Source organism: Nitrincola lacisaponensis, assembly GCF_000691225.1.
GTDB lineage: Bacteria > Pseudomonadota > Gammaproteobacteria > Pseudomonadales > Balneatricaceae > Nitrincola > Nitrincola lacisaponensis.
The window spans coordinates 472,372-485,710 of sequence record NZ_JMSZ01000032.1 but is presented as its reverse complement, the minus strand read 5'-3'; the positions used below and the strand labels follow the sequence as shown (position 1 = coordinate 485,710).

Genomic DNA, 13,339 nt, shown 5'->3' with positions numbered 1-13,339 from the left:
AGACTTTATTCCAGAGCTCGCCAATCAAGGCCCGGCATTGTAGTCTATTTCGTTCATGATTCTAAGCGCCAATCCTTTGTACTCAGCAATCGCACCCGGAGATTCAGCATCAAATTTTGGCTCGCCCCACATTTTGACAATGTCTGAACGCTCTACACCCTCTTTGACCGGGTATTCAGTATTACCGGCTGCATACATCTGCTGCGCCACGTCGTCTGAGAGGAACTCCAGCAGCTCAATGGCCTGGTCCAGATTAGGTGAATGGCGTGCAACAACAGCACCGGACATATTGATATGTGTACCGACAGTATCCTGATCAACGAACAACAGATTTACTGATTCAGCCCAAGGGCGCTGTTCGTCACTGGCCAGCATCGCACCCATGTAATAGGTGTTTACAATTGCCAGATCACACAGACCATCATAGATATTTTTTACCTGACCACGGTCATTACCCTGAGGTGCACGTGCCAGGTTAGACTTGACTCCCTCAATCCACTCGCGGGCAGTCTCTTCACCATGATGGTAAATCATCGCAGCCAGCAAGCCGAGATTATAGTCGTGATCTCCTGGACGGGTACAGATACGGCCCTTCCATTTAGGATCAGCCAGGTCCAGGTAACTATTAATTTCAGAAGGATCAACACGCTCTTTTGAAGCATATACTGGGCGCGCACGGAAGGTCAGACCATACCAGGAACCATCTTCTGCTCTAAACTCTGCAGGAATGTTAGCCTCAAGAGCAGGACTGGTAACCGACTGAGTCAGCCCTTCATTAACCATATCCACCAAACGCCCTACGTCCACAGTCAACACGACGTCAACAGGACTGTTGCGACCTTCTGCCTTGATACGCTCTTCCATACCACCACTGGCATATACAACATTCACCTTGGTTCCAGTAGCTTCTGTGTAAGCTTCAAGCAGAGGCGCGATCAAGAACTCCTGACGGTCCGTATACACATTCACTTCACTGGCGCTGGCGGCTACAGAAAACAAACTGGCAGCTGCAATGGAGGCTGTCAGAGCAACCTTGGCAGAGCGTTTAAATATTTTTTTCATGGGCATTGCATCTCACTCCATATGCGGACTGATTATAAGGATTGGAATCTGATCAACATTGAGAATCAATCTTGTTAAAAATACTAAAATAGCCCCCGCATAAATGCAACTGATTTTTAATTAGATTCAAGGTATATATTGCAAAGATCATTGCTGCCACTCAGTGCAACACTATAATAAAGCACTCACACTACCCGACAGGCCATATATGCTGGGAAGAATATTCGATTTCGATGCACAGGCGTTTGATCTGAATCATTATCAGGCACTACCTGATGACTGGTATATCGCGATTGCCGATGTTGCATCCAGCACCCAGCTCGCCAGACAGGGTCGTGACAAGGATGTAAATTTTGTGGCTGCCGCCTGTGTAGCCGTGCTTCAGCAACTACTGGAGTCCAAGGGTGAGCCTGCAGCTGTGCAATTTGGCGGTGATGGTGTGATCGCAGCCATCCCCGCAGACCGTCACGAACTCGCACGTACACGCCTGGCAGCACTGGCGCACTGGTCAGGAACCCAATTTCAAATCCCGCTTCGCATCGGCATGGTACCTGTATCCGCACTGCACCAGGCAGGACTGCCCTGCTATGCCAGCTTACAGATACTGGATGATCTTAATGCCTTCGGTGTATTTTTAGGCGACGGTATTCAGGCCGCCGATGACTGGGTGAAGCAGCAATCCATCTGGCAAATAGAAGCATTTGAGGGAGAGCTTCCCGGCCTTGAAGATCTATCCTGCCGCTGGCAACCGGTCAAAAGCCATCGTGGTCTGGTGTTATCCCTGATCATTGATCCTGTTGAACTCGGAAATCCAGGCATTGAAGCACTGGAACAAACAGTACGCACATTGCTGAGCCTGATTGCTGATAATAAAGCCTCTCCGTTAAGCAACTTGAACTCACTTCGCCCACCCGCTATCCCGTCCTGGACAGCTGTTCGTCGGGAACTCAAGACACCGGCTTCAACACCCTCTCTCACCCGGGTATTCAAAGCCTATATGGAATCCTTTATTTTATGGCTGGCCTGGCGCATGGGAGGAAAACTTGGCAAGGTCGATGCCCACCGATATCTGAACTCGCTGTCACGAAAAAGTGACTATCGTAAACAGGCTGGCGGTGCACGCATGGTACTGGACTTGACTGCCGCTGAAGCAACCGCTGTTGAACAAGCGCTTGAAGCGGCTGAACTGCGGGGTGCTATCCTCTATGGTGTTGCACGCAGTGATGCTGCAACGCTCACCTGCCTGGTAGGCGACTTCCAGGCCGATGACCACGTACACTTTATCGATGGTGAAGGCCTGGGTTTCTGGCGCGCATCGGTGATGTTAAAGGATAAACGTATCACCAGAGCTCAGAAATTTTAAATCTACTGGCAATTTACACTGCGTCAACTGCGCCTGAATTTCATCACGAAAAGCAGGCTTCAGGTGTGTAATCCAAAGTGCTCCGGGTGGCTTTTTTAAGCTTCGAATAAAACCAGCCAGACTGTGCGGCGTCAAATGCCGACTCTGATCTGCAATATGTTGAAGCCGGTCAGGAAAGGCGCATTCCAACATCAGGCAGTCAATGCTCCCCAATTGGTCATAGGCATCCACAACCTGCGGATCAAAGCTGGTATCACCACTGAAACAGAACACCTTACCCTCGTCCGACTCAATCCGGTAACCACAAGCAGGCACCACATGATGCGCCTTGATCGGGCTGACCTGCTTCACACCCGCTACCACAGCATACGCCCGATCAACCGGCACAAACTCCAAAACCGGTGATTGCGTATTTGGCAGAGTGGTAAAGTCAGGCCAGATTGACCAGTTGAACAGGTGCGTTTTCAACACTGCAATCACTTCAGGCAGAGCACAGACCTGAAGTGGCGAGTGTAATTGTTCAAACAGGTTGTCCAGTAACAAAGGCAGAAAACAGACATGATCGAGATGCGCATGTGTCAGATACACCTGTTGAATCTTCAGCATCTCACTCTGGGACAGAGTGCCCAGACCACTCCCTGCATCAATCAGCAACTGATCATTGATGCGGACACAGGTAGTATATTCCCCCGCCCCCATGCCCCCACTGCATCCCAGCACTTCGACCTTCATTCTGCTGCATCCTTTTTTACCACTGACTTCAATCCATTCAGATGCGCAAGATCAGGCAGATCAATCTGTTCAGGCGCCAGATGAATGGCTGCATAACGCTCATAAACCCTTTCGTCTACAAACACCGCAAACAAATCAGGATCCAGATGCCCCTCTTCAGCCATACGCCCCATAATTGCCAGTGCCTGTGACAGCTTCATCGGCTCCTTGTACGGACGCTCCTTGGCTGTTAAAGCCTCAAATACATCCGCAATTCCCATAATCCGCGCCGGTATCGACATTTGTTCGCGCCTCAGGCCTCGAGGGTAACCCTTGCCATCCATGCGCTCATGATGGCAACCGGCATACTCCGGAACCCGACGCAGGTGACGCGGAAAAGGCAGTTGTTCAAGCATCTCCAGTGTGGCGACCATATGGTCATTCATAATCTGGCGTTCTTCAGCATTCAATGTACCGCGACGCACTGACAAATTTTTCAGTTCATCCTCGGTCAGCAAGCCCTGCTCAATACCCGCAGCATCAATCCAGCGATACTCGGCGATGCTGGCAATACGCTGCAGGTCATCATCGGTGACAAACTCGGCACCCACGTTTGTGCGACGTAAAAAAGTCAGATCATCAATCAACTGCTCCCGTTGCGCATTCAGCTGCAACGTGTGTTGCTGCCCGCCCTCAAGCTGCTGCCTGAGTGCCTGGATTTCCAGATCACGCAGAAGTATTTCAACACGGGCTGCAACCAGTTCAATCCGGTCAAAGACTGTTTCCAGCTTGCGTGACTTTTCCATAACATGATGTGGTGTAACAACCTTGCCACAGTCATGCAGCCAGGCGGCTGTTCGCAGCTCATAAAAGTCGGCTTCCGTCATAACAAAATCCCTGACCGCCGGGTGATCCGACGCAGAGACGGCCTCAGCCAGAAATAATGTCGCATCGGGTACCCGACGACAATGATTACCGGTATGCGGTGATTTTTTATCAATCGCCGTCGCCAGAACACGGGTAAAGCTGTCGAAGAGCCCCTTCATCTCATCAATCAGGCGCTGATTGGTCAGGGCAACTGCTGCCTGGGACGCAAGGGACTCAGCCAGCTCCTGATCAGTATCACTGAAAGGCTGTATCTGATCAGCATCTGCACGCTTATTGATCAACTGAAGTGCAGCAAATACCTCTCCCTCATGATTGATCAGCGGCACCGTTAAAAAAGAGTGCGAACGATATCCGCTCTGAGCATCAAAAGCACGCGTGCCACTGAAATCAAACTCAGTCGGATCGTATGCATCACGTATTCTGACTGTCTGTTTATTCAACACCGACCAGACTACTACCAGAGGCTCCCGTGTCTCATCACCTGCAACAGACATCGGGATGGGTTGAAACAGCTCTACTCCCGGCTGGCCTGGACCACCCAGATAGATGCCCAGCTGATCATTCTGGACCAGTGCAAACCTCAGCAGTTGTGTATCCGCATCCAGCAAATACAATGTCCCTGCATCAGCAGCTGTCAGCTCCCGCGCACTGGACAGAATTTTCTCTAACAGCCGAGACTGATTGCGCTCAGCGGACAGCGCAATGCCTATCTCGTTAAGTCGACGGATACGCTGCTCCATGGACGGCTGTTCGCTACCTTGGAATCTTGAATGTTTGTCAGTCATAGGGATATCGCTCTATTCAAGCCTATACTCTATTAATAGCTGTTATCCCATTGTCTAACAAACCGGCATGTAAAAAAATGCCGCAATTGGATACAATACCAGTGTAGTTTTTTTACCAGAATAATAGAATCAACACCTAATAAAGCGAATCCGGCGCTTCAGACAGGCGTCAGAAGCGATTCATCCATGCAATTTGGGGAATAAAATGACAGAAAAAAGTCCGAAAATTATCTATACGCTCACTGATGAAGCACCCGCACTGGCAACCTGTTCCCTCCTGCCGATTATCAGAACCTTTACTGCCGCTGCTGAAATCAGTGTTGAAACCAGCGATATATCTGTTGCTGCTCGTGTACTGGCCGCGTTCCCTGAAAAACTTTCTGAAGAACAACGTGTCACTGACACCCTCGCTGAGCTGGGTGAGCTGACCAAAGATCCTTCAGCCAATATCATCAAGCTGCCGAATATCAGTGCTTCCATTCCGCAGTTGAAAGCCTGTATTACTGAACTCCAGTCTCAGGGCTATGACATCCCGGCCTTTCCGGACGACCCAAAAACTGACGAAGAGAAAGAGATTCGTGAGCGCTATGGCAAAATTCTCGGCAGTGCTGTCAACCCGGTTCTGCGCCAGGGTAACTCTGACCGTCGCGCACCCCCTGCTGTAAAAGCCTTTGCCCGCAAGTTCCCGCACTCCATGGGCCCCTGGAGCAAGGCTTCCCGCTCTCATGCAGACTACATGCGTGGCGGTGATTTCTACTCCAGCGAGCAGTCCACCACCATGACCGAAGACACCGATGTGCGCATTGAGTTTGTCGACAAGAGCGGCCAGGTCAAGGTCAAAAAAGAGCTGCACCTGGAAAAAGGCGAAGTGCTCGACGGCATGTTTATGAGTGCCAAAGCACTGCGTGCATTCTTTGAAGACACACTGAACGACTGCAAAGAAAGCGGCGTTATGTGGTCTCTGCACGTCAAAGCCACCATGATGAAGGTTTCACATCCGATCGTGTTTGGTCATGCAGTCACCGTATATTACAAAGATCTGTTTGAAAAACACGGTGAGCTGTTCAAAGAGCTGGGCGTTAACCCGAACAACGGTCTGAACAGCGTATATGAAAAAATCAAATCTCTGCCGCATTCCAAACAGGAAGAGATCGAAGAAGATATCCACGCCTGTTACGCCAACCGCCCTGAAATGGCGATGGTTGACTCAGTTAAAGGCATTACCAACCTGCATATCCCAAGTGACGTTATTGTTGATGCTTCCATGCCGGCAATGATCCGTAACTCAGGTCAGATGTGGGGTCAGGATGGCAAGCCCAAAGACACTAAAGCAGTAATGCCGGAAAGCACCTACGCGCGCATTTACCAGGAAATGATCAACTTCTGCAAAACAGAAGGTGCATTTGATCCAACTACCATGGGTACTGTGCCTAACGTCGGCCTGATGGCAATGAAGGCTGAAGAGTACGGTTCTCACGACAAGACTTTCGAAGTGGAAACCGATGGCACTATGCGCATTGTCAATGCGGCTGATGGCAGCGTCATCATGCAGCATGACGTGGAAAAAGGTGACATCTGGCGAGCCTGCCAAACCAAAGATGCGGCGATCCGCGACTGGGTCAAACTGGCAGTCACTCGTGCACGTCAGTCGAACACACCTGCCATCTTCTGGCTCGACAAAGAGCGTCCACATGATGCTGAGTTGCGCAAGAAAGTTGAGCTGTATCTGCAGGATCATGATACAGAAGGCCTGGATATTCGCGTCAGCTCCTATATTCCGGCGATTCGTCGCACCATGGAGCGTCTGGTACGTGGCAAGGATACCATTTCCGTCACCGGTAACGTCTTGCGTGATTACCTGACTGACCTTTTCCCGATCATGGAACTGGGTACCTCTGCGAAAATGCTGTCTATCGTGCCCATGCTGGCAGGTGGTGGCATGTACGAAACGGGCGCGGGCGGTTCCGCTCCGAAACACGTACAGCAGGTTCTGCAGGAAAACCACCTGCGCTGGGATTCACTGGGTGAGTTCCTTGCGATTGCTGTGTCTCTGGACGAGCTGGGCCTGAAAGAAAATCTGCCCAAAGCACGCGTGCTGGGACAGGCTCTGGACCGTGCAACCGAAACACTGCTGGAAAACAACAAGTCACCTTCTCGTCGTACCGGTGAACTGGACAACCGTGGCAGCCATTTCTTCCTGGCCATGTACTGGGCACAGGAGCTGGCCGCTCAGGATGAAGATGCTGACTTGAAAGCTCGCTTTGCACCTCTGGCCAAAGCCCTGAGTGACAATCAGGACACTATTTTGGCTGAACTCAGCGAAGTTCAGGGCAAGCCTGCGGATATCGGTGGTTACTACCACCCGGATCCAGCGAAAGCATCTGCTGTAATGTGCCCAAGCAAAACCTTGAACACTATCCTGGCAGACTTCCGCTAAGTCCACCTTCGCCTCTTTCGCCCGGCTTCACCGGGCGAAAGAGGCTCTTAACGACTCACTCGCCCTTCAGGCAAATCCCGGATATGCAAGTCCAGCTGCGGGAAGGCAATCTCAATACCTGCCTTGCGGAATGCTTTCAATATCTGCACATGTAACTCACTGGTTGTTACCATGCGATCCTTCATCTGACAGACATATACACGTAGCTCAAAGCTGAGTGAACTATCGGCAAAATTCAGAAAGTACACATTCGGTGCCGGATCTTTCAACGTTAGAGGGTGGTTATTGGCAATTTCCAGCAACAATGACATCACCTCTTCAGGATCTGAAGCATAACTGACGCCCACAGGTATCACGATACGGGTTGTATTATCCGACAGCGTCCAGTTAATCAAACGTTCGGTTATGAAGTTTTTATTAGGTACGACAATTTCACGGTTATCCCAATCAATGATCGTCGTAGCACGGGTACGAATACGCGCCACTGTGCCGCTGTATTCGCCTATCGTAATGGTATCACCTACACGTACCGGACGTTCAAACAGCATTATCAGACCGGAAACAAAGTTGGCAACCACTTCCTGCAAACCAAAACCAAGACCCAGCGTCAGGGCGGCAACCATCCACTGCAACTCACTCCAGCGCAAACCCAGGAGTGAAAAGATAGAGACGACTGCAACAACAGTAATGGCATAACGTACCAGCGTGGTGACCGTATAGCTGTGTACCTGATCCACCAGATGGCTGCGAGACAGCAAGATTTCTATCAGGCCCGGCAAGTTGCGGTTGGCAATAACAAAGAAGGCACCCAGTAGCAACGCCAGTAACACATCCTGCAAACTGACTCGCGACAGAATCTCTGTTTCACCCAACACAATCGTACGCGACCAAAGCGTGACATTATCCAGCCAGTTCAAGGCAGGCAAAACATCCGCCCAAACCATAAACAGGGCAATCAGCAACCCGGTAAAGACGGATGTCTTCAGCAGAGTCTGTGTCTGCTGACCAATATCTTCAATACTCAGATGAGGTTCAGGTAAATCCGTCGCCCCTTCACTCTCGCTTGAAGCGGCCTCCAACGCTTCACGGGCACGCTGCTCCTTCATGCGACGAATACGCAAACGCGTTTCGCTCAGCACCAGAGCTCTCACTGCCAATGAATACAGCAGCAGTACCAGGCTGAATACCACCAGCGTATCGACAAAACGTGGCAACAGCTCACTGACCGTGAGCAGGTATCCAGCCAGAGTTAACAGCAGTGCAGTAACAGAGACGAACACAAAACCAAAGCGCAATAAACGACGCTTCAGACTCTGAAAGAAGGCCCCCTGATCTTCACCAGCCGGTGCCAGTATCCGCCAGGCGATCAGCTGATTCAACAGAATGATCAACACCAGCCCCAGGCGTCCAAACACATCGTATACCAGATCATCAGGATGGCCATAGGTCAGCGCGACCAGAATAATCAGCACCAGCTGAACAGGTAAAAACCAGATTAAGTTCCGACGCATACGTGACAGAATTAAGGGGTTCCACTCAAAATGAGCTCTTCCCACCCCCTGTTCACGAGTAAAGATTAAAAACAGATGGCCCGCCAACCACCAGCCAGCGGAGGCAGAGAGCACATAAGATAATGTTTCAATACCTGAGGTAATACTGTCTTGAAGCAGCAACCACGACAGCCCATATAACAGTACAGGTACAGGCAGAACACGAACCAGGCTCCAGCCCATAGCCTTGACCGTCAAACCGATATTATCGGTATACTTGTGCGTGGTCTGTTCTGCTATTTCCCGAAGATAAACATCCGTTTGACGACCCGAGATATAAAGCCCACCCACCAGTATCAGAATCAGCAAACTGCTGACCGGTGCACCGATGACAGAAGCAACGATACTCTGAAACATGCCCTGCCAGGCCGCTGGGGCTAACAAAGAAGCCGAGGCATCTGCAAAGCGATTTAACCAGGCCCGATTTACCGGACCATGACTTGGCCACCACAGCAGAGTCTCTCTGAGTATCTGCTCCAGGCGTCCTGCCAGTTCCGATACCTGGCGCAAACGGTACTCATTTTGGCGCAACTGCTCGGTGAGCTGTTGCTCTGACTGCATCTGCAGATTGAGCAGCTCTGTGCCAATCCGAACCAGCTCCTGCAAATCCCCCACCACTGCCCTCATTTCCGGCAACTGACGCAGACGGCGCAAATCATCACGCAAGCTGATGCTACGCAGCCGTGACTGAGCCAATTCCCGCTCCAGCACCTGCAAAGTCACACGCGGATCACCATACTCCTCCAGTCGCTTCTGCTCATCGAGGAACTGAGTACCAACGGCCTCCGTCAGACCTCCGATTTCAAGACGCTCTTCAACCGCACTGAGTGAGTGAGTCAGCTCACTGATCCAGCGTTCGTAGTCCGCCCGCTGTTCCTGCAGGACACGCAATCGTTCATATTGCTGAGCCACACTGTCCAGCCGCGAGCGCATATCCTGAATCTCTTGGGAAAACTGCCCGGCCAAATCTGGCTCTCGCTCCAGCAGGCGTGTCAGAGCTGTATTCAGATCGCGCAGCTCCTGAGTGGAGCGTGCATTAAACTCGGATTCCAGCCACTGTTGGGCAGATGCCAGCAAGGCAGATTCCAGCTCCGCGGCTTCAATTTCCAGACGCAACACCCGTATACGTGGTTGCAATAATGTCTGATCCAGACGGGCGGCCAGCAAGCGTGCCTCATGACGACGCTGGGCCGATTGAACCAGAGCTTCGATGGCCTCAGACAAACGGACATTTCCCGGATCTTCCGGTAGCTCTACTGCTTCTGGCCGTGGCTCCTGCAATAGCTGGTCCAGTGTCTCGGTCTGGGTACGTGCCTGATCCTCCAGGCGCTGCAAGCTGGTACGTTTCTGATCCAGCTCCAATACCAACTGTTGCTGACGCCCCCGCATCTCTGTAATCAGTGCTTCCAGTTGCGACAGACCTGGCTCCTCTTCAGCCCACTGCGCACGCAAGGCCAGCAATTCCGTCAAGCGTTGCTGCCAGACATTGAAGCGCTCCGCATAGCCTTCCAGTTCCCGCAGACGCTGTTGTGCCCCGGACAGGCGTTCAGCTGCCAGGCGCTCGTTTTCAAGTGCTTGCAACCAACGCTGATGTGCCGCATCGCCAGTCTCCGCTGAATTTTCTATTTCAGCTTCGGCTTCAGCCTTCAACGAGCCATCAAACCACTCTTCCAGCGGAACCGTATCCACCTGCTCTAACGCATTGCGAATTTGATCTGCAGTCCCTTCAAGCTGTTGCAGAAATGCCGAAACCTGAGCTGATACATCCGGACGCACGGCAGACGCAGGTGTATTTGCCATCACCCCGGGTGATCCCAATACACAGATCAAAACGAAGATCATCAACATCCAGCCTGAACGGGAACTCAGGGTCGCTTGCATAGTCAATCGCCTGTTACTAGAGTAGTTTGATTCAGTATACCATTGACAAGCTGTGTCGTTGGATAGTCAAAAACAGATGAATTTAACCAGATAAAAGAAGGTGTTATGCAATACAGACCTCTTGGAAACACCGACCTGACCGTATCCGCACTCACCCTGGGCACCATGACCTGGGGTGAGCAAAACAGCGAACGTGACGCCCATCAGCAAATAGAAATTGCTCTCGATGCCGGTATCAACTGCCTGGATGCAGCTGAAATGTATCCAGTACCACCAAAAGCCGAAACTCAGGGGCTGACGGAAACCTATCTGGGAAATTGGCTGGCCCGCAGCAGTCAACGCCAGCGTCTGATCATCGCTACCAAAGTCACCGGGCCCGGTGCAAGCTTTCATTATCTTCGTCAAGGAACCCGACTCAATCGCCAGCAGATTCTGGAAGCCTGTGAAGCAAGCCTCAAACGCTTGAAAACAGATTATATAGATCTGTACCAGATCCACTGGCCAGAGCGTCAAACCAATTTTTTTGGTCAGTTGGGTTACCGCCATCAAACCGATGACCAGAGCGTCTCCATAGAAGAAACCCTGCGCGCCTGCGAGGAACTGGTACGCAGTGGTAAAGTCCGCCACCTGGGTATCTCCAACGAAACGCCCTGGGGAGTACACGAATACCTGCGCCTGAGTGAGACAGAAGCCTTGCCCAGAATCGTTTCAGTTCAAAATCCCTATAATCTGCTCAACAGAATCTACGAGGTCGGTCTGGCTGAAATGTCGATCCGTGAGCAGGTAGGCTTATTAGCTTACTCACCACTGGCGTTTGGCGTATTGAGTGGCAAATATCTAGGTGGACAGCGCCCCGCCCAAGCGCGCCTGACACTTTATGAACGGTTCCAGCGCTATACGTCACCCCTGGCAGAACAGGTCACTACCGCCTATGTTGAGTTAGCCCAACGCCATCAGTTGAGCCCCGCACAAATGGCGCTAGCCTTTGTTACGCAACAACCCTTTGTCACCAGCAACATCATTGGTGCAACCAGTGTTACGCAGCTGCAGGAAAACCTGGCATCCAGCCAAGTGCAACTCAGCGATGAGCTGCTCTGTGAAATTGACCAGATCCATCAACAACACCCCAACCCCTGCCCGTGAAAAATCACGCACCAGTCCCTCTGTCCCGAGGGGCTGTTTCATTCTGTTCAAAAGCTATGCGAGAATAACGCAGACGGCACCAACAACAATCAACCCCAGGCCGATTAAATCCCGTCGGCTGAGTGATTCACGAAACCAGCGTGCCGAAATAATCAGGGTAAACAGTATCTCGATCTGCCCCAGTGTTTTAACCAGCGCTACCGTCTCCAGGCTCATTGCGGTGAACCAGCCCAATGAACCGAGAAAACTGCACAGACTGATCGCCATCGTTAACTGAGGGCGCCGCCAGAGCTGTGCCAGAGTAGCAGGCTCACGCAAAACAACCCACACCAGCAACAACAACGTTTGTAGCAGAATGACACTGAGCAATACCCAGGCAGCGCTGTGCAGAAATGGCAAGCCCAGCATCAGGCTGGCTTCTCGCACCCACAAGGTGGTTAACGCAAAACACAAGCCACTCCCGAGCCCCGTCACCAGCGTGGGCAAAGAAATTGACTTCAGGTGTGCCGGGTTTGCCATCAACCAGATCGCCAACCCGCCAATAAAGACGCCCAACCAGGCAAGTGGTGTCAGCAAGGCACTGAAAAACAACGCCCCCAGAATAGCCGCAATCACAGCTTCACTCTTGGCCAGCCCGACCCCCATGGCATAGTTACGCAGCCGAAACAGCATCACCATTAACACAGTGGCCGCAATTTGAGCCAACGATGCCAACAGAATCAGCAGCCCGTAGGTCGGCGTAAACACCGGCATATCTGCGCTGCCAAACTGATACAGGAAGATCAGATAGATCACAGCCAGTGGCCCCGCATAGAGAAAACGGGCCAGTGTTACACCGACACTGCTGACGTCCTGACTGAGCTTTTTCTGAAACGCATTACGCCAGGCCTGCATAAATGCAGCGAAAATTGTAAAAGGTATCCAGAGCATTCTGATGAAGCATCCCGTCCAGGGTTGCCAAAGCCCAAGTCGACAGGCAAGATAATCGAATATATCTACCAGCCGGTATCACTCAGGGAGACAACAAAAGATGCGATTCTACGCTTTATTACCCGCCATGCTAACCGGCGCACTCATATTTTCAGCCTCCGCGATTGCAGAAACCCCAAATATCAATCCCGGCTTGTGGAAGCACACAACCTCCATGAGCCTGCAAGGTCCAATGAATATGCCACCGCAGATCACCACTGATCAGGAATGTATTACTCAGGCCGACATAGACAAGGGTGCTGATTTTGTTGATATGCCCAGTGGCTGCAATCTGACTCAAATCGACATACGGCGTGACAGCATGGACTATGGCATGAGCTGTGACATGCAAGGTATGCGTGCTACCTTTCAGGGGCAGATGACATTTAACGGCAATCGGATGCAGGGATCCATGGCCAGTGAAGTCGACACGCCAGTAGGGAAAATGATCATGCAAATGGAAACTGAGGCTCAGCGTATAGGAGATTGCTGATCACAGGCTTTTATAGCAGGACAGCAGCTTTCAGGTGCTGCCCTTTCATGGATCATG

Annotated in this window: 9 protein-coding genes; 4 read left to right on the top strand and 5 right to left on the bottom strand. The window is 51.5% G+C overall.

Going from position 1 to position 13,339, the window contains the following annotated elements; all coding sequences use genetic code 11:
* Positions 1-24 precede the first annotated feature (24 nt).
* Positions 25-1,062, bottom strand: coding sequence for an extracellular solute-binding protein (locus tag ADINL_RS12295; protein ID WP_036548834.1), 1,038 nt, complete (start codon positions 1,060-1,062; stop codon positions 25-27).
* A 208-nt stretch (positions 1,063-1,270) separates the two neighbouring features.
* Here ADINL_RS12295 and ADINL_RS12290 point away from each other — a divergent pair, with 208 nt between their 5' ends.
* Positions 1,271-2,425 (top strand): DUF3095 family protein, encoded by a 1,155-nt coding sequence (locus ADINL_RS12290; RefSeq protein ID WP_051632776.1) that lies wholly within the window; start codon positions 1,271-1,273, stop codon positions 2,423-2,425.
* On the opposite strand, the gene ADINL_RS12285 is transcribed toward ADINL_RS12290, so the two are convergent.
* Together ADINL_RS12285 and ADINL_RS12280 are read right to left on the bottom strand one after the other, a co-directional pair.
* On the bottom strand, positions 2,387-3,157 hold the full coding sequence (locus ADINL_RS12285) for a 3',5'-cyclic-nucleotide phosphodiesterase (RefSeq protein ID WP_036548298.1): 771 nt from the start codon (positions 3,155-3,157) through the stop codon (positions 2,387-2,389). The genes ADINL_RS12290 and ADINL_RS12285 overlap by 39 nt on opposite strands.
* Positions 3,154-4,809 carry an HD family phosphohydrolase gene (locus ADINL_RS12280; RefSeq protein ID WP_036548296.1) on the bottom strand — a complete coding sequence of 552 codons (1,656 nt, stop codon included), beginning with the start codon at positions 4,807-4,809 and terminating at the stop codon, positions 3,154-3,156. The genes ADINL_RS12285 and ADINL_RS12280 overlap by 4 nt, the downstream gene beginning before the upstream one ends.
* Before the next feature lie 205 nt (positions 4,810-5,014).
* Between ADINL_RS12280 and ADINL_RS12275 the strand changes: the two genes are divergently transcribed.
* A complete protein-coding gene (locus ADINL_RS12275) occupies positions 5,015-7,246 on the top strand; it encodes an NADP-dependent isocitrate dehydrogenase (RefSeq protein ID WP_036548294.1) in 2,232 nt (743 codons plus the stop codon).
* A gap of 47 nt (positions 7,247-7,293) precedes the next feature.
* Here the strand turns inward: ADINL_RS12275 and ADINL_RS12270 are convergent, their stop codons facing one another.
* Positions 7,294-10,677 (bottom strand): mechanosensitive ion channel domain-containing protein, encoded by a 3,384-nt coding sequence (locus ADINL_RS12270; protein ID WP_051632775.1) that lies wholly within the window; start codon positions 10,675-10,677, stop codon positions 7,294-7,296.
* Between the two features lie 105 nt (positions 10,678-10,782).
* On the opposite strand from ADINL_RS12270, the gene ADINL_RS12265 reads away from it, so the two are divergent.
* Positions 10,783-11,820, top strand: coding sequence for an NADP(H)-dependent aldo-keto reductase (locus ADINL_RS12265; protein WP_036548291.1), 1,038 nt, complete (start codon positions 10,783-10,785; stop codon positions 11,818-11,820).
* Positions 11,821-11,874: 54 nt separating this feature from the next.
* Here ADINL_RS12265 and ADINL_RS12260 read toward each other — a convergent pair whose 3' ends face one another.
* Entirely contained in the window at positions 11,875-12,750 is an 876-nt protein-coding gene (locus ADINL_RS12260; RefSeq protein ID WP_036548288.1) for a DMT family transporter, read from the bottom strand.
* Between the two features lie 100 nt (positions 12,751-12,850).
* Here ADINL_RS12260 and ADINL_RS12255 point away from each other — a divergent pair, with 100 nt between their 5' ends.
* Positions 12,851-13,282, top strand: a complete 432-nt coding sequence (locus tag ADINL_RS12255) for a DUF3617 domain-containing protein (protein WP_036548285.1) — start codon at positions 12,851-12,853, stop codon at positions 13,280-13,282.
* The last annotated feature ends 57 nt before the right edge of the window (positions 13,283-13,339 follow it).